At 68.8% G+C, this 22,440-nt stretch carries 18 protein-coding genes; 16 read left to right on the top strand and 2 right to left on the bottom strand.

Annotation, left to right across the window (positions count from 1 at the left end; genetic code table 11):
* The 4 genes from VFE28_11770 to VFE28_11785 all read left to right on the top strand — a co-directional run.
* Positions 1 to 337: CoA-binding protein (locus VFE28_11770; GenBank protein ID HZM16671.1), on the top strand; the 337-nt coding region annotated here is incomplete at its 5' end.
* Positions 338 to 652: 315 nt separating this feature from the next.
* Complete coding sequence (locus VFE28_11775; protein ID HZM16672.1) at positions 653 to 1,330, top strand: DUF4912 domain-containing protein; 678 nt, start codon at positions 653 to 655, stop codon at positions 1,328 to 1,330.
* A gap of 21 nt (positions 1,331 to 1,351) precedes the next feature.
* Positions 1,352 to 2,938 (top strand): 1,4-alpha-glucan branching protein domain-containing protein, encoded by a 1,587-nt coding sequence (locus VFE28_11780; GenBank protein HZM16673.1) that lies wholly within the window; start codon positions 1,352 to 1,354, stop codon positions 2,936 to 2,938.
* Positions 2,939 to 2,942: 4 nt separating this feature from the next.
* Positions 2,943 to 5,456 (top strand): DUF3536 domain-containing protein, encoded by a 2,514-nt coding sequence (locus VFE28_11785; GenBank protein HZM16674.1) that lies wholly within the window; start codon positions 2,943 to 2,945, stop codon positions 5,454 to 5,456.
* On the opposite strand, the gene VFE28_11790 is transcribed toward VFE28_11785, so the two are convergent.
* Complete coding sequence (locus tag VFE28_11790) at positions 5,447 to 7,675, bottom strand: 4Fe-4S dicluster domain-containing protein (GenBank protein HZM16675.1); 2,229 nt, start codon at positions 7,673 to 7,675, stop codon at positions 5,447 to 5,449. The two genes, VFE28_11785 and VFE28_11790, sit on opposite strands and share 10 nt — an antisense overlap.
* 204 nt (positions 7,676 to 7,879) lie before the next feature.
* Between VFE28_11790 and VFE28_11795 the strand changes: the two genes are divergently transcribed.
* The 12 genes from VFE28_11795 to VFE28_11850 all read left to right on the top strand — a co-directional run bounded on the left by VFE28_11795 (position 7,880) and on the right by VFE28_11850 (position 20,994).
* The gene (locus tag VFE28_11795) at positions 7,880 to 8,581 is read left to right on the top strand and encodes a protein-L-isoaspartate(D-aspartate) O-methyltransferase (protein HZM16676.1); all 702 of its coding nucleotides are present in this window, start codon (positions 7,880 to 7,882) and stop codon (positions 8,579 to 8,581) included.
* Complete coding sequence (locus VFE28_11800; protein ID HZM16677.1) at positions 8,578 to 10,806, top strand: M28 family peptidase; 2,229 nt, start codon at positions 8,578 to 8,580, stop codon at positions 10,804 to 10,806. Before VFE28_11795 ends, VFE28_11800 begins: the two co-directional genes overlap by 4 nt.
* Positions 10,807 to 10,815: 9 nt before the next feature.
* Entirely contained in the window at positions 10,816 to 11,013 is a 198-nt protein-coding gene (locus VFE28_11805; protein HZM16678.1) for a hypothetical protein, read from the top strand.
* Positions 11,010 to 11,381 (top strand): hypothetical protein, encoded by a 372-nt coding sequence (locus tag VFE28_11810; GenBank protein HZM16679.1) that lies wholly within the window; start codon positions 11,010 to 11,012, stop codon positions 11,379 to 11,381. Before VFE28_11805 ends, VFE28_11810 begins: the two co-directional genes overlap by 4 nt.
* Before the next feature lie 70 nt (positions 11,382 to 11,451).
* Positions 11,452 to 12,477 carry a sensor domain-containing diguanylate cyclase gene (locus VFE28_11815; protein HZM16680.1) on the top strand — a complete coding sequence of 342 codons (1,026 nt, stop codon included), beginning with the start codon at positions 11,452 to 11,454 and terminating at the stop codon, positions 12,475 to 12,477.
* A 101-nt stretch (positions 12,478 to 12,578) separates the two neighbouring features.
* The gene (locus VFE28_11820) at positions 12,579 to 13,523 is read left to right on the top strand and encodes an SDR family oxidoreductase (protein HZM16681.1); all 945 of its coding nucleotides are present in this window, start codon (positions 12,579 to 12,581) and stop codon (positions 13,521 to 13,523) included.
* A gap of 14 nt (positions 13,524 to 13,537) precedes the next feature.
* Positions 13,538 to 14,488: a lysylphosphatidylglycerol synthase transmembrane domain-containing protein gene (locus VFE28_11825; protein HZM16682.1), complete on the top strand. Its 951-nt coding sequence runs from the start codon at positions 13,538 to 13,540 to the stop codon at positions 14,486 to 14,488.
* A 153-nt stretch (positions 14,489 to 14,641) separates the two neighbouring features.
* Positions 14,642 to 16,735 carry an ATP-binding protein gene (locus tag VFE28_11830; GenBank protein HZM16683.1) on the top strand — a complete coding sequence of 698 codons (2,094 nt, stop codon included), beginning with the start codon at positions 14,642 to 14,644 and terminating at the stop codon, positions 16,733 to 16,735.
* Entirely contained in the window at positions 16,707 to 18,272 is a 1,566-nt protein-coding gene (locus VFE28_11835; GenBank protein HZM16684.1) for a sigma-54 dependent transcriptional regulator, read from the top strand. Before VFE28_11830 ends, VFE28_11835 begins: the two co-directional genes overlap by 29 nt.
* 60 nt (positions 18,273 to 18,332) lie before the next feature.
* Positions 18,333 to 18,833, top strand: coding sequence for an LPS assembly lipoprotein LptE (gene lptE, locus VFE28_11840; GenBank protein HZM16685.1), 501 nt, complete (start codon positions 18,333 to 18,335; stop codon positions 18,831 to 18,833).
* Between the two features lie 67 nt (positions 18,834 to 18,900).
* A complete protein-coding gene (gene holA, locus VFE28_11845; protein HZM16686.1) occupies positions 18,901 to 19,944 on the top strand; it encodes a DNA polymerase III subunit delta in 1,044 nt (347 codons plus the stop codon).
* A gap of 66 nt (positions 19,945 to 20,010) precedes the next feature.
* A complete protein-coding gene (locus tag VFE28_11850; protein HZM16687.1) occupies positions 20,011 to 20,994 on the top strand; it encodes a patatin-like phospholipase family protein in 984 nt (327 codons plus the stop codon).
* Here VFE28_11850 and VFE28_11855 read toward each other — a convergent pair.
* Complete coding sequence (locus VFE28_11855) at positions 20,991 to 21,965, bottom strand: trypsin-like peptidase domain-containing protein (protein HZM16688.1); 975 nt, start codon at positions 21,963 to 21,965, stop codon at positions 20,991 to 20,993. The genes VFE28_11850 and VFE28_11855 overlap by 4 nt on opposite strands.
* Positions 21,966 to 22,440 lie beyond the last annotated feature (475 nt).

The following is a 22,440-nucleotide window of genomic DNA, read 5'->3' on the forward strand; positions in this document are numbered from 1 at the left end:
CCGCGCCAAATATGGCAACCGCGCCGTCCGGGCCTATCGCGCCGCCGGCTGGGAGGTGTACCCGGTGCACCTCACCGCTGCCGCCATCGAGGGGATCCCGGCCTTCCGCAGCGTCCTCGACCTGCCGGAGCGGTTGGAGCGCGCCACGATCTACCTGCCCCCGGAGAAGACCTTGCAGGTGCTGCCGGATCTGGCGGCGAAGGGGGTGCGGGAGGTGTTCCTCAACCCCGGTTCCGAGAATGCGGCGGTCATGGCGCGAGGCCAGGAGTTGGGCCTCGTGCTGGTCCTGGCGTGCAGCATCGTCGACATCGGTCGCAGTCCGCAGAATCCAGACTGAGCTCGCCCGGGCCGGGTCCGCCGAAGACCTCGCCGTCGCTCTCCGCGCCCGAATTTTTCCCAGGAGCTTGGGTGGGTGCGGTCTTCCGCTTGCCCCAGGGGACCAGAGAGGCTAGTACTTGGATTGCATCGCTCTGCCTCGTCTCGAGCCGGGGGTCGACGCTTGTCCGCTGGGAAAAAGCCGCCTGCACCGCAGGACGACGTGCCGTCGGCTGGCACACCCTCCTCGGCCCGCCTGCCTCTGGAACAGACGAAGGCGCCGCGCGAGTGGCGCAGCCCTCGCACTGCGGCAGAAACAGGGAGCCAAGGCGCCGCCGTGCCCGAGGCCGCTCCCCTGGTGCCCGTGCCGGCTGGCCTACCGCCGAGCCCGGAGCGCCCCCAGGGTTCGCTCGGTCCGCCGCGCCCGGAGGCACCACGCGAGACGGCCGGGGTCGATCAGGGACCACCCCTGCCCTCACGCTACGGCGTCGATCGCCTCGTGCTCCTGGTGCGCGATCCGCACTGGAGCTACGCCTGGTGGGAAGTCCGGGAGGACGAAGTGGAGAGGGCGCGGCGCGATCTCGCCGAGCCAGGGCGCCTGGTGCTGCGCTTCTACGACGTGAGCGCCGTCGACTGGGACGGTCGCAATCACCACAGCTCCTTCGACATCGAAGTGCACGACCTGGCGGGCAACTGGTACGTCGAGCTCGGACGCCCGGGAGCTGACTTCGTGGCCGAGCTCGGCCTGCGTGGCGCCGACGGGCGCTTCCTGCCCCTGGTGCGCTCCAACTTCGTCGCCATGCCGCGGGACGCCATGTCGCCGCAGAGCGATGCACACTGGATCGTCGAGGAAGAGCACTACCGGCGCATGTTCGAGCTCTCCGGTGGGGAAGCCATCGGCCTCGGCTCGGGGGAGATCCTGCGGGCGCTGGAAGAGCGGTTGCGTCGCGAGCTGATTGCCGGCGGCGTCTCCAGCTTCGGGATCTCCAGCCTCGCCTCGCGGCGCCAACCCTGAGTCACGAGCGGCGGAGAGGACATGCCCCAGGGTTACTTCGCCCTCGTCCTGCACGCCCACCTGCCCTTCGTGCGCCATCCGGAGTACGACGAGTTCCTCGAAGAAGACTGGTTCTACGAGGCCATCTCCGAGACCTACGTGCCGCTCCTGCACGTCTTCGAATCCCTGGCGCGGGACGGCGTGCACTTCCGCGCCAGCATGTCCATGTCGCCGACCCTGCTGGCGATGCTCACCGACGAGCTCCTGGTGTCGCGCTATGTCCACCACCTGGAGCTGCTCATCGAGCTCGCCGACAAAGAAGTGCACCGCACCCGCCACGAGCCGCGCTTCCATGTCCTGGCCCAGATGTACGCGGCCCATTTCCGCGACTGCCATCGCACCTTCGTGGAGCGGTCGGGGCGTAACCTGGTGGCCGGCTTCCGCGCCCTCCAGGACGCCGGCCACCTGGAGATCCTCACCTGCGGCGCCACCCACGGCTTCTTGCCGCTCATGCAGAGCTCCCCCGAGTCAGTGCGCGCCCAGGTGCGCATCGCGGCGGCGGACTACGTCCGGCACTTCGGGCGGCGGCCCCGGGGGATTTGGCTGCCCGAGTGCGGCTACTTTCCGGGCCTGGAGACGGTGCTGCAGGAAGAGGGCATCCGCTTCTTCATCGTCGACGCTCACGGCATCCTCTACGGCACGCCGCGGCCCAAGTTCGGCATCTTCGCCCCGGTCTATTGTCCCGGCGGCGTGGCCGCTTTCGGCCGCGACCTGGAGTCTTCCAAGCAGGTGTGGAGCGCCGAGGAAGGTTACCCGGGGGATTACGAGTACCGCGAGTTCTACCGCGACATCGGTCACGATCTCGATCTCGACTACATCCGCCCCTACATCCACAGCGGTGATCTGCGCATCAACACCGGGATCAAGTACTACGCCATCACCGGCCGGACCCCGCACAAGCAGCCCTACCGGCGCGACGTGGCTCTGGACACCGCCGCCCACCACGCGGGCAACTTCCTGTTCAACCGCGGCAAGCAGGTGGAATACCTGCGCGGGGTGATGGGGAAAGAACCCATCGTGGTCTCGCCCTACGACGCCGAGCTCTTCGGCCACTGGTGGTTCGAGGGACCGCAGTTCCTGGATTACCTCTTCCGCAAGCTGCACTACGACCAGGACCTCGTCGAGCCGATCACGCCCATGGAGTACCTGGAGCGCCATCCGCGCCAGCAGGTGGTACGCCCGAGCTTCTCGAGCTGGGGCCACAAGGGCTACGCCGAGGTCTGGCTCGAGGGCTCGAACGATTGGATCTACCGCCACCTGGACCAGGCGGCGCGCACGATGGTCGAGCTCGCCCGGGCCCATCCCGAGGCGACGGGTGTCGAGCGCCGGGCGCTGAACCAGGCGGCGCGCGAGCTGCTGCTGGCGCAGAGCAGCGACTGGGCTTTCATCATGAAGACCGGCACCGTCGTCCCTTACGCCGTGAAGCGCACCCGGCTGCACCTGCACCGGCTGCAACAGTTGGCGGAGATGCTGCGGGACGGTGGGGTCGACGAGGCGGAGCTGCTGGCGATGGAACGCAGCGACAACCTCCTCCCGGACCTGGATTACCGGGTCTACGCCGGACGGTGAGGGGATGCCCAGTTCGCGCCGGCCCGATTCCCGTGTCGTCTTGCACGGTCACTTCTACCAACCCCCTCGCGACAGCCCCTGGACCGAGGAGATCCCCGAGCAGCCCAGCGCCCACCCGTACCACGACTGGAACGAGCGCATCTATCGCGAGTGCTATCGGCCCAACACCGCCTCGCGGGTGCTCGACGGATTCGGGCGCATTCGCCGCATCGTCAACAATTTCGAGCACCTGAGCTTCAACGTCGGGCCGACCCTGCTCTCCTGGCTGGAAACGGCGCACCCGGAGACCTACAGGCGCATCCTAGAGGCGGACCGCCGCAGCTGCGCGCGGCGCCGCGGCCACGGCAACGGCATCGCCCAGGCCTACCACCATTCGATCCTGCCGCTGGCGAACGAGCGCGATCGGCGCACCCAGATCCGCTGGGGGCAGCGCGACTTCGCGCTCCGCTTCGGGCGCGAAGCCGAAGGCATGTGGCTGCCGGAGACGGCGATCCACCGCGGCACCGTGGACGCTCTGGTGGAGTGCGCCGTTCGCTTCACCGTGCTCTCGCCTTATCAAGCGCGGCGGGTGCGGCCGCTCGCCGGGGGGGCGTGGCAAGAAGTGGGTGGCGGCCGTATCGATGCGCGCCGGCCCTACCTGGTGCGCTCCAGCAACGGCGGCACCCTGGTGGTGTTCTTCTACGACGGCCCGGTGTCGCGGGCGATGGCCTTCGAGAAGCTGCTGCACAGCGCCGACCGGCTCGCCGAGCGCCTGGCGCTGGTGGTGGATCCGGAGCGCGCCGGGCCGCAGCTGGTATCGACAGCGGTGGACGGCGAGACCTTCGGTCACCACGAGCCGTTCGCCGACATGTGCGTGGCATCCTTCTGCAGCGACAAGGCGGCGCTGCGCGGTTTTCGTCTCACCAATTGGGGTGAGATCCTGGAAGAGCTCGAGCCAGCCCACGAAGTCGAGCTGGAGACGGGAGAGGCGGGGGAAGGCAGCGCCTGGAGCTGCGCCCACGGGGTCGGGCGCTGGGTGCGGGACTGCGGTTGCTCCACCGGCGCGCCCCCCGGATGGAACCAGGCCTGGCGCGGGCCGTTGCGCCAGGCGCTGGATGGCCTGCGCGACGCGACGGCGGCACTCTTCGAGCGCCACGGTGCCGGACTCTTCCACGACCCTTGGGAGGCGCGGGACGACTTCGTCGACGTCGCCACCTGGCCCAGCGATGGAGACCGGCTCGACGCCTTCCTGACCGGGCACCTGCGTCCCGAAGCAGGGAAGGGAAAGCAGGTGGCGGCGCTCACTTTGCTCGAGGCGCAGCGGCACGCCATGGCGATGTACACCAGCTGCGGCTGGTTCTTCGCCGATGTCACCGGGATCGAAACGGTGCAGATCCTGCGTTACGCCGCCCGTTGTGTCGAGCTCATGCGGCGCGTGTCGGGGGAGGACCTGGAGGAGACGCTGCTCGCAGCGCTGGAGCGTGTGCGCAGCAACAACGGTCACGATACCGGACGCACGATCTACGAGAACTGGGTGCGTCCCGATCTCCGCAGCGCCGAGCATGCGGTGACGGCGCGGGCGGTGCTCGGCGCCCTCGACCTCGCCGCCGGGGCGAAGCGCTTTTACGGCTTCCAGGTCGAAGCCGAGGAGGAGAGCACCGCCGTGCTCGCCGGCCACGGCGGGCGGCGCGGCCACCTGCGGCTGCGAGAGGAACGCACGCAAGAGCGGCGGGAGTTCTCCTATCTGGTTCTGCAGTATGCCCCGCGGTTGTTGGCTTGCTTCACCAGCGCCGCCGACCGGGCCGCCCACGAGCAGCTCGGCCGCGAGCTCGGCCGCCTCAAGAAAGATCTCACCCGGCTCGAGTTGGAACGGGTGCTCACCGGCCACTACGGGGCACGCCCCCGCGGCATCGGCGATCTGCTTGCCGCCGAACGCCGGCACATCGCCACCAGCCTGGCGCTGGAGCGCGTGGCGGCAGCGCGCCTGCATGCTCGCGCTCTCTTCGACGAGAGCGTGGAGTTGTTGCGGGACTTCGCCGACATCGGCCTGGAGCTCCCGGAGGAGCTGCGCACCCCCTGTGAGCTCAGCCTACAGGTCGACCTGGAAGCGGCGGCGGCGGCGCTCCGTCCGCCGTTCGGCGGGGAATCGACCCAGCGTCTGCGCGATGTCCTGCGACTGGCGCAGGAGCTCGGCTTGCGCCTGCGCTTGGAACCGGTGGCGAAGAGCTTGAGCTCGCTCCTGCGCGAGCAGACCCAGCAGCTGAGCCAGCGGCCGGACCGCTTCGCCTTCGGCGCGGCGCAGCAGCTGCTGGCGCTGGCGGAGGAACTGCAGCTGCGACTCGACCGCACCGAATCGGAAGAGCACCTGCACCGCCTGGTGGAGCGCCTGGTGGTGGCGGTCGCCTCCCCCAGCGCCGATCTCCCCGAAGGGGCCATGCTCGATGCGGCGCTGGAGCTGGCGGCGCGGCTGCACTTCGCGGTGGACGAAATCCGCTTGCGCTTGCAAGTGCCCGGCGGCGGCCCCCTGCCTCAGAACTGAGGCGTGTTGATCATGTGCACCGTGGTGGGATCGAGCGCTCCAGCGAGGAGCGTGCGCAGCACGTGATAGGCGCGCATGTCGAGCCGCGTGCCGGCAGCGACCGGGCCGCGGGGGAAGCGGGTCTGCAGCGGCCGGTGCGTGCTCGGGTCGAAGTCCACTTCCATCGCGGCGCTGCGGAAGGTGGTGGCGCCGCTGTCGGCGTCGCGCTGGAGGAAATGTTCGCCGCCGTCGGCGAAGCGACCCCAGATACCGTGCCGGCGGCCGAGACGGACGTAGAAGCCCATGCCGCCGTCGCGACTCCACGACTCCAGGCTGGAGAAGAAGCGGGGCTTTTCCACGAAGGGGCCGCCGTCTTCGGGACAGAAGACGTCGCAGTTGCCGCAGTCGTTGCAGAAGTCGGCGTAATTGGCGATCTGGTGTTGCTTGGCGACGACGAAGCGCCCACCCGGCACGGCGACCAGGGCGCCGTCCTGCCAGGTGTAGTCGACGTATTCGAAGTCCTGCGGCACGGCGTGGTAGACGAAGTTGGCGGCGTTCGGGCACACCGGCATGCACTTGTCGCAGTTGATGCAGTCGTACAGCTGCAGGTGCGAGCCGATCTTCCGCGGCACCCGGGCGTTGCGGGCGGCGTGGTAGCGCGGTTCGAGGGGAGCGCGTTCCACCACCGGGTCGATGTTCGCGGCGGCCGCCAGCTCCACCAGACGCCGGTAGAGCTGCGCCCTGTCGGCGCTTTCGTTCTCGACCCGCAGGGTGGAGCGGAGCAAGAGCGGCCGCGTCTTCCACACCGCCCCGAGGGCGGCACGCACGTCGTGATAGGGGGAGCCGCGGATGGCCTCGCAGAGACGCCGCTCCAGAGCCTGGGTGAACTCGAGCACATCCGCCTGCCGGCGTGGGTCGCCGCCGGGCCGGGCGGCGCGCTCCAAGGCGGCGCGAAGCTCGCCGACGGCGGCGCGCGCCGCGGCCTCGCCGTGGTTCTCGGCGCGGAGGACGAAGTCGCCGATCGAACGCACCCCGAGCCGCTGCATCTCCGCTTCCAGGTTGGTCAGATACGTTGGCAGGCGCCCGAAGCCACCGGGGCGCAGCAGATCGGTGCAGGTGGTGATCGGCGTCAGGTTGCAGGCCATGGCGCGGGAGAAGTTGTGCGCGTCGATGCCGGCGGAAAACGAGATGGGCAGCTCGGGCCCGAGGGCGGCGCGCACGTCGCGCAGGATGTGCAGTGTCAACACGTGCAGGGGCTGCCCCGAGAGGTACATGACCTCGTCGGCGAACATAGGGCGGTGGTTGTGCACCACCAAGGTGTTGGTGAGCTTGAGGCCGAAGCCGAGGCCGAGGGCCGCGGCGCTCTGCCGCAGACGCTGCGCCATGGGCACCATCTGCTCGAACTGGAGATCGCGCTCGAAGTGTTCCCGCGCCGGCCGGATGTCGGTGTAGCCCAGCTCGTCGTGCAGGAGTTGCTCGCAGCGTTCGACACCGAGCAGGGTCGGATTGAGCTTGACCGTCAGGTGTAATCCCAGCTCGCGGAGGAGGAACTCCCCGATCCCCTCGATCTCCTCCGCCGGGCAGCCGTGGAAGGTGGAAAGGGTAGCGCTCTGGACGAGGTCGCGGCGGAAGGGCAGGTCGCGCAGGCCGTGGTAGCGCTCCGGGATCTGCGGTCGCAGCTCCTCGATGATGCTCTCTGCGTCCATGCAAGCACGGATGCTCTCCACCACCCGCGGGTGGCGCAGACCCTTCAAGTCGTAGCCCACCGAGAGGTCGAAGATCCACTCCGACTGGGCGAAGGATTCGTCTTCGTAAGCGCCGTCGAGGACGCCGCTTGCCCGCAGCATTTCGAGCAACATCTGAGCCCCGACGTACTCCCGCACCGCTTTCTCCAGGCGCAGCTCCTGGGACCATTCGACGTTGTAGCCGACGTTGGTGGCGTCGATGCACGGCCGCGGAATGGTGAGGTGGTCGTTCACTTGGATGGTCTTGAGCTCGAGGATGCGCGCGCCGGCGAGCCAGGAGAGGACGATGTTCTGCAGCATCTGCGTCTGCGGTCCCGCTGCCGGACCGAGAGCGTTGGTGGCCTGCTGGCCGTGGAACTGGACGCCGAGGTCGTAGCCGGGACGGCTGCGGTAGAACTTGTGCTCCGGCAGCTCGAAGATGGCCCGCGTGCGCTCGTACTCCACGAAGGCTCGGTGCACCAAGGTGCCGAAGGGGGCGGGAATGAGCTCGGCCACGTCTGCCTCCTGGGAATGCCTCGGAGCCCATTATAGTTGCGACCCGGAACCGTCACCTCGCTCCCGCACCGCCGACCGGCTTGCGCCCAGCCTCCGCAAAGGTTATGGTCCAGATGTGTATCTCGTCTGCTCATCGGATGTTGCGAGGCTAGGGTGAGGTCGTCGAGGAGGTCCGGTGCCGCTCTCGCAGCCCTCGGAGTCTGCATGCTTCTGGCCATGACGCTGGGTGGCGCGGCTCCCGGCGGGGGAGAGGACCCCGCCCGGGAACGAGAATTCGAGCGCGCCCGGGAAGCCATGGTCGTGGAGCAGGTGGCCGCGCGCGGCATCGAGGACGAGCGGGTGTTGCGGGCGATGCGGCGCGTGCGCCGGCACGAGTTCGTGCCGGCCGACGTCCGCGGCTCGGCGTACCAAGACCGGCCTCTCCCCATCGGCTGGGAACAAACGATCTCGCAGCCCTACATCGTGGCCTTGATGACCGCGGCCCTGGAGCTCGAGGGACAGGAGCGGGTCCTCGAGATCGGCACCGGTTCGGGGTATCAAGCGGCGGTCCTGGCCGAGCTGGTGCCCGAGGTCTACAGCATCGAAATCATCCCGGAGCTGGCGGAGCGCGCCCAGGCGACTTTGCGCCGCCTGGGCTACGACCGCGTCCAAGTGCGGAGCGGCGATGGCTATCGAGGTTGGCCCGAGGCGGCGCCCTTCGATGCCATCGTGGTGACCGCGTCACCGGAACACATCCCCGAACCGCTGCGGCAGCAGTTGCGGCTGGGTGGGCGCATGGTGCTCCCGGTAGGCGGCGGCCAGCAGCTGCTGCTCCGCATCCGGCGTACGGCGGAGGGTTTCGTGAGCGACACCCTCGCCGCGGTGCGCTTCGTGCCCATGACCGGCGAGGCCATGGAGAAGAAGTGAAGCCCCGCAGCCTCGCCGTTCTCGTCCTCTTGCTCTTGCTTCCTGGGCGCAGCAAGCCCGCGCCCGAGTCGCCGCCTTTCTTCGTCGTCGTCTTCGAATCCCCCACCGCAGCGGTCGTGGAGGCGCTCGCCCAGGAAGGCGGCGTCGACGTGCGCTGGGTCGAGAGTGGTCTCGTCGTCGTCGAAACGCGCGACCCGCGCGCTCTCGCACCTACCTGGGGCGGGCGTGTGCTCGGGAGCCACGGCCGCGGCACCGAGCTGGCGCTGTTGCGGCCGCAGGAGCAGCAGGCGCTGCGACGGAGCGACCACGCCGGCACCCTCGCGCTGCTGGAAACGCTGCGGCTCGGAACGGTCGCAGCCGCGGCGGGAGAAGTGTGGCTCCTCGCTGGTCCGCCGGAGGACTGGCCGCCGGAAGTCCTCGGCTGCCACGGCGGCCTGGTGCTGCCGCCGCACCAGGTGGATCCGCGGAGCCTTCTCGACCGCGGCCCGCCGCCGGAGCTCGCGCCCTGGGTGTTCCGGCCCGTGGGCAAACCGCGGCCGGCGTTGCAGAGCCTGTTGGAATCGGTGTCGGAGGACTCGCTCCTCGCCAGCATGGCGCTCCTCACCCGCGATCCCTTCGGCGCCGACGCCGATCGGCACGTCTTCAGCGCCGCTCTCGACATGCTCTACAGTCCCCGTGTGCAAGCGGTGATGCACCGCGCCGTGCAGGGGATCGCCGGGGCCAGCGTGCGCCGCGAGAGCTTTCCCCGCTCGCGCCGTTGCAACAACGCTACCGTGGTGGACTCCACCTACAACGTCATCGCCCGCTTGCCGGGCAGCGTCCCCGGTACCGGAACCTTCGTTGTCTGCGCTCACATCGACGCCACAGGGCAGCGCAACAGCACCTGGGTAGCGGCGCGCAACGCCTGCCAGCCGCTCTCCGCCACGCCGGGAGCGGAGGACAACGCCACCGGCGTCGCCTGCGTGCTGGAGGTGCTGCGTTGCGTCGCCGCCGGGGTGCGGGACGGCAGCCTCGATTTCGCCTTCGACCTCGAGTTCATCGCCTTCTCCGGCGAAGAAGCCGAGGGGATCGAGCCGCCCCTCGCCGGGAGCCGGGCGTACGTCGAGCGCCGGCAGCAAGAGGGGACGAAGGTGCTCGCCGCCTACAACATGGACATGGTGGGCTCGGACAGCCTGGGAACGAACTTGCAACTCGTGCACAACGTCGCCTCGCGCTGGCTGGCGGACGTGCTCGCCGAGGCGGTCGCCGCGGTGCAGCCGCCGATCGCCCTCACCGTACGGCGCGAGCTGGACGAGTCGCTGGCCTCGGACCACAACAGCTTCTGGCTCGACAACGTGCCGGCGCTCCTCGGCGCCGATGCGCCGGTGAGCACGCTGCGCAACTACGCCTCCTACCATCGTCCGAGGGACACGGGGCTCGACGTGCGCTCGGCGAAGTTGGTCGAGGTGTCGCGGGCCATCCTGGCCGGGGTGCTGCGCTTCGAGAGCGGCGGCCAGCAGACCCCGGCACTGCTCGCGCCGGAAGGGGTGAAGCTGCTCATCGCGCCGCAAGGCACGCCGTTCCCCTACGACGCGGCGGCGGGCACCTGGCGGCTCTGGCCCGGTGGTCCGCTGTCGGCGAGCTTCACCGTGGTGAGCACGGGCGCGGCGTACGGCGGGCCGCTGCAGGTGGAGATGTGGGTGGAGAGCGCGAGCGGGGCGGTGCGGCCGTTACTCGACTGCAGCGACGACGACTGCTTCAGCCAAGGCGGCGCCGTGCGGCCCTTGCAGACCGCCGATCGACTCGAGCTCGTCGTCGATCCGGTCCCCATTCTCCCGGAGGACACGGGACAGAACCGCGTCGCGGTGCGTCTCACCACCGGGAGCGGCGGCGGCACCAGCCAGACCTACACCGCTCCCTTCGTCGTCGCGGCGCAGTCGGGGCTGCCGGTGCAGGTGCGGCCGAACCCGGTGCGCAGCTTGGAGGAGGCGAGCCTGAGCCTGGGGCTCGAGCGCCCCGGCAGCTTGCTGACCGAGCTCTACGACGCCGCGGGCCGCCGCGTGGCGTCGCACCACACCACGGTGCAGCCGAATTTCCAGGCCCGGGAGCCCCGAGTCACCGTGCCGCTCCTCGGTGCCACCTCCCGTTTCGAGATCCCGAGCGGTATCTACTTCGCCCGCGTGCAATGGGCCGGACCCGGGGGGCAGCAGGAGATCTCCGTGGTGCGTCTGGTCGTGCTCCGCTGAGGAGGCAGGGTGCTCGGTTTCCTCTTCCGCTTGCTCTTCGTGGTGGTGCTGGCGCGTCTCGGCCTCGGCTTGCTGCGCTTGGTGCGCGGACCCCGCCGCCAGGCGCCGCAGCCCCCGGTGCAGGGGCGTCAGGAGATGCCGCGACATCTGCGCGAGGAGATCGTGGACGGCGAGTTCGAAGACGTGCAGAAGGATCCGGAACGATGAGCATGCGGCCCCGGCGGCGCCCCGGAGGAACGCCGCGACGGCAACCCCTTTCCACCTTCGGCTTGCTACGGCCGCTGCAGCGGCGCGAGGACGAGGCGGCCTGGCAGGAACGGCTGCAGTCGTTGCCGGCGCTCCGCCGCGAATACCGTTCCGGACTCCTGTTGCAGCTCGCCGTCATCGGCGCTCTCGTGCTCGCCTGCGCCGTGCTCCTGGTGCAAAGCCTGTCTCTCGTGACCTCGCTGCGGAAGATCGCTGGCCTCTCGGCCTTCGCTTGGTTCCTCCCGGCGCTGGTCGCGGCTCTCGGCGCCGTGGCGCTGCGGCGCTGGCTCCGCGTCCTGGCCGAATTCCGGCGTTGGCGCCGGGAGTAAAGCTCGTTCCCGCCGTGGTATGCCTCTTGCACGCTCCAGACCCAACGCGTGTCTTCGAAGGAGCGGCTGCGTGGACAGCAGGGAACAGGATCTGCTTTTCGAAGCGTTCTTCGACATCACGAGCCTCGCCCGGGTCGAACGCGGCGAGGCGCCGCTCTACGAACGCGTCCTCGACTGCTGCCGCGAGCTGCTGCGCGCGGACCAGGTGATGGTGCTCCGCATGCGTCAAGGCCGGGTGGAGCGCTACGCGCTGCGTGGCAGCGATTCGACTCTGTACCGCGACGAGGTCTCCTGCCCGCAGCCTGTGCTGGAGTGGCTGGAGCGCGAGGCCACCCCCTTCGTCGGCCGGGCGGGGGAGTGGCACCCGCCGCTGCCGCAGGAACTGCTGGTGCGCGGCACCGGCGCGGTGCTGGCGGTGCCGCTGCTCACCAAGGTGAGCCAGCTCGGGATGCTGGTGGCGGTGCGGGAGAACCGTCCTGTCGGCTTCACCCCCGCCGATCTCAAGCTGCTGGCGGCGCTGGGCAACCAGACGGCGGTGGCCCTGGAGAACGCCGCTCTCTACCAGCGCCTGCAGCAGGAAGCCCTGGTGGACGGCCTCACGGGAATCCTCAACTACCGCTCCTTCCTGCGCGCGCTGCGCAGCGAGCTGCGCCGGGCGCAGCGCTACGGCCAAACCTTCGCCTTCGTCATGGCCGACGTGGATCACCTGAAGATCTACAACGAGCGCTTCGGCCATCTCGCCGGCAGTCAAGTGCTGGTGCAGGTGGCGCAGCTCCTGGTGGGCAATTGCCGCGGCACCGACGTGGTGGGGAAGTACGGCGGCGACGAGTTCGCCCTGGTGCTGCCGCAGACCGACGCCGTGGGCGCCCGCGCGGTGAGCGAGCGCACCCGCAAGGCCATCGCCCGGCATCCGTTCAAGTTCGTCCAGCCGGGCGAGGTCACCTGCAGCTTCGGCGTGGCGGTGTTCCCTCACGACGCCAACGACGTGTACGGCCTCATCCGGCAGGCGGACGCGGTGTTGTTCACCGCCAAGCGGGCCGGGAAGAACATCGTCCGCACCACCGCCGACCTCGACCCGGACCCCGTCCGGAGCTGAGAGCGCTTGCCGCGCCGCGGCGCGGCTGTGCTAGATTCCCGACCGTTGTTCGTCCCTGGAATGCGGCTTGCAGCCCGGGGCTCGCCGTGCGGAGGGTTGCCATGCGTTTCCTCGTCACCGGCGGCGCCGGTTTCATCGGTTCCAACCTGGTGCGCGCGCTGGTCCGGCGTGGCGACACCGTCGTCGTCCTGGACGACTTCTCCACAGGCAAGCGCGAGAACATCGCGGGGGTCGCCGATCGTATCACCCTCGTCGAAGGCAGCCTCACCGATCTGCCCACGGTGCGGCGCGCCGTGGCCGGCGCGGACTTCGTCCTGCACCAGGCGGCGCTGGCTTCGGTGCAGCGCAGCGTCGACGACCCGCTCCTCTCCAACACGGTCAACGTCGTGGGCACCTTGAACGTCCTCGTCGCCGCGCGCGACGCCGGCGTCAAGCGCCTGGTCTATGCCGCGTCGTCGTCGGCGTACGGCGACACCGAAGCGCTGCCGAAGCACGAGGACATGCCAGCCCGGCCGCTCTCGCCCTACGCGCTGCAGAAGTGGGTGGGCGAGGAGTACTGCCGCATCTTCACCAGCCTCTACGGCTTGGACACCATCGCGCTCCGCTATTTCAACGTCTTCGGCCCCCATCAGGATCCGAACTCGCACTACGCGGCCGTGATCCCGATCTTCATCACCAAGCTCCTGGCCGGCACGGCGCCGACGATCTACGGCGACGGCGAACAGTCTCGTGACTTCACCTTCATCGACAATGTCGTGGCCGCCAACCTCCAGGCCTGCGACGGCGGTCCCAAGGGCGGCCCGGTGGTGAACGTGGCCTGCGGCGAGCGCTACAGTCTCAACGAGCTCTTCCGCAGTCTGGCGCACCTGATCGGCGTCGACTTCCGGCCGCAGTACGCACCGCCGCGGCAGGGGGATGTGCGGCACTCCCAGGCGGACGTGCGTCGCGCCGAGGCCCTCCTGGGCTGGCGGCCCGCGGTGGACTTCCAGAGCGGTCTGGCGCGCACCGTGGACTGGTACCGGAGCACCCTCTTGCCTTCCCGCTAGCACGGGGCATCCTGGTGAATCGCAAGCTGCTGCACGGACTCGGCGTCGGTCTGGCCGTCGCGGCGCTGGTGTACTTGGGGGTGGCGGCCTACGCCGACTGGGGCAAGCTGCAGGCGGCGTTGCGCGCCTTCCACTGGCGACTCTTCGCCCCGGTGTTGGGGCTCTCGCTCCTCAACTATGCCATTCGCTTTTGCCGCTGGCAGCTGTACCTGCGCGAGCGGCGCATCGAGCTGGCCGCACCGCTGTCGTTGCGCATCTTCCTCGCCGGCCTGGCGTTGTCGGTGACTCCGGGGAAGATGGGGGAGCTCCTCAAGGCGTACTTGGTGCGGGCGCAAACGGGGGCGCCGGTGACGCGCACCGGTCCGGTGGTGGTGGCCGAACGCCTCACCGATCTCACCGCGCTCCTCGTCTTGGTCTTCGCCGGTTGCCTGGTCTATCGCACCGGCTTCGCCACCGTCGCCGCCTCCGGAGCGGTGACGGTGCTGCTCTTTCTCGCTCTCGCTTCGCCGCCGGCGGCGCACCTCGTCCTCGGCGTCGTCGAGCGCCTGCCGCGGCTGCGTCGATTCGGCGAGAAGCTCGAGCACGCCCTCGAGGGGATGCGCTCGCTGCTGCGGCCGTCGCTCGTCTTCCAGGCGACGGCGCTCGGGAGCTGCGCCTGGTTCGCCGAGTGTCTGGGATTCGCTCTCGTCTGCCGCGGCTTCGGTCTCGAGGTCGAGCTGGCCTACACGACCTTCGTCTATGCCTTCGCCACCATCGTGGGTGCGCTGGTGCTCCTCCCCGGCGGCCTCGGCGGCACCGAGGTCACCATGGTGCTCATGCTGGTCCAGGCCGGCGCCGGGAAGGAGCACGCCGCCGCCGCCACGCTCCTCACGCGTGGAGCGACGCTCTGGTTCGCCGTCTTTCTCGGCGCCGCGGTGCTCCTCGCCTCGCCGCGCCTTGCGGTTCGGGCGCAAGATCTCGATTGATCGAACGCGCCGCGTTGCTCCTCCGCGCAGCAGCGTGATGCCCCAGCGCTTCCCCTCGCACTCCCTGGTTGGATAGAAAGTTGCTCCTCCCCTGCGGGGTTTTACCCAGCGGCGCACCCGGCGGGTGCCGGCCGCGGCAGGGGGTTCTGGCGCATGTTTCCACGCTCGGTGAGCTTCTGGATGTTGGGGACGCTCGCCTGCGTCGTTTCACTCAGCATGGTCGTGCCGCCGCATTTCGCAATTCTCGCGGGCTGCGGTGCTCTGCTCGCCGGCGGCCTCGTCCTGCAACGACGCCACGCGCGACTGTGCGCCGCCACTCTGGCGCAGGCGGCAGCGGTGCGCGGCGCCCAGCAGCAGAGCCCCCGTCCAGGCGTCTGGGGCGATCCCGTCGCCGCACTCGCCGAGTGCAGCCACGGTCTGGCACGGGATCTCGACGATGCCTACTTCAAGCTCATCCACACCAACATCCAGTTGCTGGCGTTGAAGGAACTCGGCAGCCAGATCATCTCGGGTCTGGACCGCGAGCGCATCGTGGCGACGGTGGTGGAGTACCTGAACCGCGGCGTGGGATTCGCCGAGTACGGCGTCTTCACCTGGTCGCCGGAAAAGGGAGTCTTCGAAGGCGGCCTGCGCCGGCGTCAGGGTGACGGCTACGAAACCGTGGAAGAGAGTTTCGCCCTCCCCGAAGTGAGCGGCATGGTCTCCCGTTGCCTGGGGCACCAGCGCTCTTATCTGATCCGCGACGCCGCCACCCATCCTCCCGGCTCACTGCACGGCGATCCCCTTCTGCCGCAATGCACCAGCGGCACGTACGCCGTGGTGCCGCTGCTCAAGAAGGCCCCGGTGGGAGCGATCTGGAGCCGCAAGGGCTGCGTCGCCGAGCACTGCCCGCTCTGTCCGGAAGCGGTGGTGGACGACTGGGTGGAGAAGTTCGCCAACGAACCGGATGCGGATTTTTGGCAGGGGGGACGCTTCCGCTGTTGGACCTGCACCGGCTTCCCGCTCCTCGGTTGCCTGCTAGTCAGTGACGCCGGGCGCGCCCAGCCGCTGTCGCGGGTGGACCTGGTGATGCTGGAGACGCTGGCGGCGAACGTGGCCACGGTGTTGGAGAACGCCCGGCTCTACGAAGAGCTGCAGTTGCAGGAGCGCTTCCTCGATCACGTCATCGGCGCCATGTCGAACGGTCTGGTGTCGGTGGGACTGAACGGCTGCGTCACCCTCTTCAACGAGGCCGGCCAGAGCTTGTCCGGATACCACGAGGTCGAGGTGACCGGACGGCCGAGCGCGCAGCTGATCCGCGACGCCACCGGCCGTGATCCGTTGCGCGAAGCCCTGGAGGGCGGCCGCAGCGTCGGCAGCGTCGAAGCCGTGCTGCACACCGCCGCCGGCGCCACCCTGCCGATCCAGCTCACCACCTCCTTGCTGCGCGACGAGGAGGAGCACGTCTACGGCGTGGTCGGCGAGTTCGCCGATCTCTCGGCGATCAAGGGCATGCAAGCGCAGATCCGCAACCTGGACAAGCTGGCGGCGCTGGGCCGACTTTCCTCCAGCATCGCCCACGAGATCCGCAACCCCTTGGCGGGCATCACCGCCGGCATCCAGTACATGACCAAACAAATGAAGGGGGAGCGGGCGCAGCACGCCGTGTTCGTCCTCGACGAGGTGGACCGGCTGAATCGCATCATCGAAGACCTCTTCACCGCCGGCCGGCCGATGGAGCTGCGCCTGCGGGAGACCGACATGGGCGCGCTCGTGGAGCGCAGCCTGCAAGCGCTCGAGCCCAGCTTCGCCAAGCACGAGGTGCGCTGCGACCTGCGCCTGCAGCCCGAGTTGCCGGCGCTCGAAGTGGACCCCGGCCGCCTCGAGCAGGTGCTCATCAACCTGATCCAGAACGGTGTCGAGGCCAGCCCACCGGGGGGTGCGGTGGAGATCGAGCTGCGCTTGGGCTCGGGCCAGCAGCCGCACCTGCGCCGCGGCCCGGGGGACAGTCTGGTGTTCAGCGTCCGCGATCGCGGCGACGGCATCAGCGACGAGGATCGGGACAAGATTTTCGAGCCGTTTTTCACCACCAAGGCCAAAGGAACGGGCCTGGGCCTGTACGTCTGCCATCACATCGTCGAGAGCCATGGCGGGCAGATCGTGGTCGAAAGCCGTCCCGGACACGGCAGCTGCTTTTACCTGTGCTTGCCATTGGGACGGATCCTGAGGGGAGGAGCCAGTGAAACCGCTGATCTTGCTCGTCGATGATCAGGACTCGATTCGCTACTTCCTGAGCAAGACGCTCGTGGAAGAGGGCTACGAGGTCCGCACCGCCGCCACCGCGACGCAGGCGGTGGAGACCATCAACAGTGAGCTGCCGGATCTGGTGCTCCTGGATCTCAAGCTGCCGGACCGCACCGGCCTGCAGGTCCTGGCGGAGCTCAAGGACGTCCTCGACGAGATCTGCGTCATCATGATGACCGCCTTCGGCGACATCAAGACCGCCGTGGAAGCCATGAAGCTGGGGGCTTACGACTACGTCAACAAGCCCATCAACCTCGAGCAGCTGCTCTTCGTCATCGACAAGGGCCTGAAGTCGCGGGAGCTCGCCCGGGAGCTGCTGCAGCTGCGCCGCCGGCACAAGCTCGATCCGGACACCACGGTGATCCCGAGCCAGAGCCCTTCCATGCAAGCGGTCTACAACACGGTACAGCAGGTGGCGAAAAGCGACTCCACCACCGTGCTCATCGAAGGGGAGAGCGGCACCGGGAAGGACGTCATCGCCAACATGATCCATCGCATGTCGGCGCGCCACGACCTGCCCTTCATGGAGATCAATTGCGCCTCGCTCCCGGAAGAGCTGCTGGAATCCGAGCTCTTCGGCCACGAGAAGGGCGCCTTCACCGACGCCAAGAGCCAGAAGCTGGGCCTCATGGAGCTGGCCAACCGGGGCACCCTGTTCCTGGACGAGATTGGCGAGATGAGCCTCACCATCCAGGTGAAGCTGCTGCGGGTGCTGGAGCGCATGTCCTTCAAGCGCGTCGGCGGCACCAAGGACATCACGGTCAACGTGCGGATCATCTCCGCCACCAACCGCAACCTGGCACAGGCGGTGGAGCAGAAGACCTTCCGCGAGGACCTCTACTACCGGCTGAAGGTGGTGCCGGTCTTCATTCCACCGCTGCGGGAGCGCAAGGAAGACATCCTGGTGCTGACCAAGCATTTCCTGCACTTGTACAACAAGCAGTTCCGCAAGAACTTCCAGAACATCTCGCAGGAGTGCGCCGAGATGCTGCTCAACTACCCCTGGCCCGGCAACATCCGCGAGCTGAAGAACATGTTGGAACGAGTCGTCCTGCTGGAGGACGGTGAGACCTTGCTGCCGCCGCAGCTACCCATCGCCGGCCAGGTGTCGATGAACCTGTCGGCGGTGCGGCGGCTGGAAAACGTCCTCGCCCGGCCGCTCCCGGAGGACGGCGTCGATTTCGACCGCCTGATGAGCGATGTCGAGATCGATCTCATCGTCAAGGCGTCGCGGCAGTGCAACTGGAACCAGAGCCGGACGGCGGAGCTGCTGCAGATGAAACGCGACAAGCTGCGCTACCGGATGAAGATCTACGACATCAACACGGAGCGGAAGCGCGGCCCCGGCCGGCCGCAGCGCGAGGAGCGTCCCACCGACGGCCCGATGGGCAAGCGTGGGGGCGCTCCGACGGGCTCGGTCGAGACCCCTGACATGGTGCTTCCAGAAGATCCGGGCGCCCCGGAGGCGGGGGCTCGGGACGTGGGGGCGGAGCGGCCGTAGGCCCGACCTTTGCCCGCGAGCCCGCCGGCGGCCTATCCTGGCGGCAGCCGGGAGGTGGGCTTGCGGGTCCTCTGGGTATGGCTCTTTCTGCTCGCCGGTTGCGCTTACAACACGACCGGGCGCAGCGCCGCCAACGTCGGCAACATCTACATTCCCTTCTTCGCCGACGAGACGAGCGGCGAGCGAGCGCCGGATCTCGGCTCCCGCCTCACCCAGCAGCTCGTCCTCGAGTTCCAGCGCGACAAGGAAATCCACGTCTACCAGGGGGAGAACGAGCGCGATCTCGCCGACAAGGAGCTCCTGGGCACGCTGCGGCGCCTCACCGAGGCGGTGCTCACCCGCAGCGCCGAGGAGACCGAGGAGGAGTACATCGTCGTCGTCTCCTGCTCGATCAAGTATGACGATATCCGCACCGGCGAGGTCCTGTGGCAGGACGCGGCGGTGAGCGGCGACGGCAATTATCGGATCGAGGAAGGGGACCCGGGCTTCGAGCGCGCCCTCGATGAGGCCCTGAAAGAGATCGTCGACAAGATCCTGGACAAGACGGTGCGGGCCTGGTAACCGCACGATACGGCGCCCGGCGGGGCCGAGTTCAAGCGGGGCCCTTCCAGTAGAACAGGAAGAGAGCATGGCAGCTCGTTCACGGACGAAGAATTACGATGCCGAAACCCTGCGCCGCGAGCTGCGCGAAGGGGGCCCCGGGCCGCTGTATGCAGTCCTGGGTGAGGAGACGCTTCTGGCCGAGGAAGCCGTCGGCATCTTGCTGGAAGCCGCGGTGCCGGCGGCGAACCGCGATTTCAATCTCAACGTCTACTCAGGCGACGACGAGGCAGCGCGGCAGTTCCTGGCGCAAGCACAGAGCTACCCGTTCCTCTGCGAACGGCGCGCCGTCGTGGTGCGCCGTTTCGAGAAAATGTCGCTGCGAGAGCCGCGAGCCGAGGCGGCACTGCTCGAGTATCTGACGCAGCCGACCCCGAGCACGGTGCTCGTGCTCGTGGCCGCCAAGCTCGATCGCCGCACCCGCATCGCCCAGGCGCTGGAAAAACGGGCGCGGGTGCTGCAGGTCGAAGCGCCGCCCGCTGCTGCGCTCCCCGACTGGGTGCGACAGCGTTTCGCCGCTCAAGGCGTGCAGGCCGAACCGCGGGCCTGCGTGCTCCTCGTCCAGTGGGTGGGGGATTCGCTCCTCGACCTGCGCAACGAGGTCGACAAGGTGGTGTTGCGCTACGGCGAAAGCGGTCGCGTCGGAGCGGCGGAGGTAACCGCGACCGTCGGCCAGTACCGTCAAGAAGAGGTGTGGGCCGTGAACCGGGCGCTGCGTGCCGACAACATGGGCGGCTTCCTGCAGGCTCTGACCCGGATCCTCGAAGTGGACGACGACTCCATTCGCGTGGTCGCGGTGCTGGCGCGGCAGGTCAGCCAGCTGCTCCGTCTCAAGCTCCTGCAGGACCGGGGTGTGCGCCAGGAGAAGGAGCTCGCGACCCGTCTCGAAGTGCCCCCCTTCGCGGTCGCCGATCTGGCGACACAGGCGACCTCATTCACCCGCAAGCAGCTCGCCCTGTGGTTGCGGAACCTGCAACATGCGGATGTGCAGATGAAGTCCCTGGCGTTGCCGTCGCGCTGGGTCCTGGAACGTGCCCTGGTAAACTCCTTCCTGGGCGAGGAGCTGGCCTAGTTCAAGCCCGTCAGGTCGCCCATGCCATCCCGCCGCCCTTCTCCTGCCTCCCGCCCGAACCATGACGTGGCGCGTCCCGCCGCCGGTGCACCACCCGGCGCCGCTGCCGCCGGTGGCCCTCGCCTCGGTCTCGCCTTCGGCGGGGGCCTGCCGTTCGGGCTGGTGGCGCTCGGCGTGCTGCGCGCCATCGAGAACGACGGCCTGCGCATCCACCGGCTGGCGGGGACGAGCATGGGCTCCATCATCGCCGCCTCCTACGCCGCCGGGGTCTCCATCGACGACTGCAGCGCCCTTTTCCGCGACTCCTTCCGCAAGCGTCGGGTGCTTTCGATCCTGCTCCGCGACCTCAGCTTTTCCGGGAGCGGCATCCTCCGCGGCCAGGAGGTGACGCGCATGCTGGAAGCCTTCGTCGGCGCGGACCTCACCTTCGAGGACCTGCGCCTGCCGCTTCGCATCCCCGCCTGCGATCTGGCCGATGGCAGCGAGGTGGTCTTCGACAGCGGGCCAGTGATCCCGGCGATCCGGGCTTCCATCAGTTTGCCGGGGATTCTCGCGCCCTTCCATTATCAAGGCCGGCAACTGGTGGATGGCGCACTGTTGCGCCCCATCCCGGTGCACCTCCTGGGGAACGACGAGGTGGAGGTGAAGATCCCGGTGCGCGCCGTGCGCCGGAGGTCGCGGACGCAGCTGCACGAAGACCTGCAGCGAGCCCGCCGGGAGCACCGGCTTTCTTCCATCGTCCGTCGACGTGGCGAGGACTTGTTCAGCGTCGTCTGGCGCGCCATGTCGCTCATCATGCAGGACGAATTCGCCGAGATGGTCTTCGACGACTTCGACATCTACATCAAGCCGCAGCTCGATCTCGAACTGTCGCAGGACACCACGCGCCTCGACGAGATCATCCAGGCGGGATACGAGGAGACGGTGCGCACCCTGCCTGCCATCCGGGCGGCGCTCGAGGCCAGCGCGGCGGGCTCACCGCGGCAGCGCCAGGCGGAAAGCGGCCACGACCCGCTGTCCGAGGCACTGGACGCGGAGTTCCAGGATTAGGGCGTGGGGCGCGGGCGCGGGCGTCGCCCCAGTTCCTCGCGCATCTCTTCGGTCAGTTCGGCGAGGACCGCATGCAGCGACTGGGTGGCGCCCTCGCGGAGCAGCAGCAGCTCCACCCTCTGGCCCGGTCGGAAGAGGGCGATGCGGTTGCGGAAGGAGGAGACCTTTTCCAGGGGTTGTCCGTCCAGGGCGACGATGATGTCGCCGGCCAACAGCCCCGCGCGCGCTGCGGGGCTCCCCGCGTACACCGAGCCGACGCGGACGCCCGCCGGGTGCGGCATGCCGGCCGCGCGGGCGGCTTCGGTCGGGACGGCCTCGACGTCCACGCCCAGCCAGGCGCGGGTGACGTGACCGTCGTGCAGCAGTCGCGTGGCGATGTCGCGAGCGAGGTTGATGGGGATGGCGAAGCTGACGCCCTGGGAACTGCCGTTCTGTGTGGCGATGGCGGTGTTGATCCCGATCACCTGGCCGCGCAGGTTCACCAGCGGGCCGCCGCTGTTGCCTGGGTTCACCGCGGCGTCGGTCTGCAGGAAGTCCTCGTAGTCGGTGACGTTCACGTCGTCCCGCCCCTTGCCGCTGATGATGCCGGTGGTGACGGTGCTGCCGAGAGAGGCGCGGAAGGGGCTGCCGATGGCGAGGACCCATTCGCCGACGCGTACGTCGTCGGAATCCCCGAGCTGCACGACGGGCAGGCTGGCGGCTTGAACATGAATCAGGGCGATGTCCGTGTGGCTGTCGCGGCCGACCACGGTGGCGTTGTATTCCTGTCCGTCGCTCAGGCGCACCACCAGTTCCTCGGCGTCTTCGACCACGTGGCTGTTGGTGAGGATGGTGCCATTTTCCTGCAGGATGAAGCCCGAACCGTGCCCTTGCACCGATGGGTGCTCGCCGCCGAAGAAGCGCTGAAAGAGGCCGTTGTCGTCTCCTTCGAGGCGGCGGCGGCTGATGACGGTCACCACGGCCGGGGTCACTGCGGCGGCCACGTCGGCGAAGCGGTCGAGGCCACTGCTCGGGGAAAACGACCGGAGGGAGCGCCTGGAATCGGGCCCAGAAGGTCCGAGCAAAGGAGAAGTGCTGAGGGGGAGGCGCGTTATCGGGGTCGCTTCAGGTCGTTCTGGAAGGGAGGCGGGAGCTTGTCGGTCGAGCTCCTGATCTCGCCCTCCAGGGGTCGAAGAGGCGAGCGGTCGTAAGGCGATGGAGCGGAGCCGGAACCCTGCCGCCGTCCCGACGATGAGGCCGCAGACGACGACCAAAGCCATGAAGGGCCCGGATCCCGGCCGGAACCCCACGAGAACCTCCCCCCGGGGCCCGTACAGAGGCACGATGGCCCGGGCGGGCAGCACGCGAGATCAGTGAGCGCCGGTGAATTCGATCTCGCACGTGCCTCGTCCGGGCCAATCGTACCATGTGAAACGCAGGAACCGGCGAGGAGTTCCAGTTTCGTCG

The sequence above is a fragment of the Candidatus Krumholzibacteriia bacterium genome, from assembly GCA_035649275.1.
Lineage (GTDB): Bacteria > Krumholzibacteriota > Krumholzibacteriia.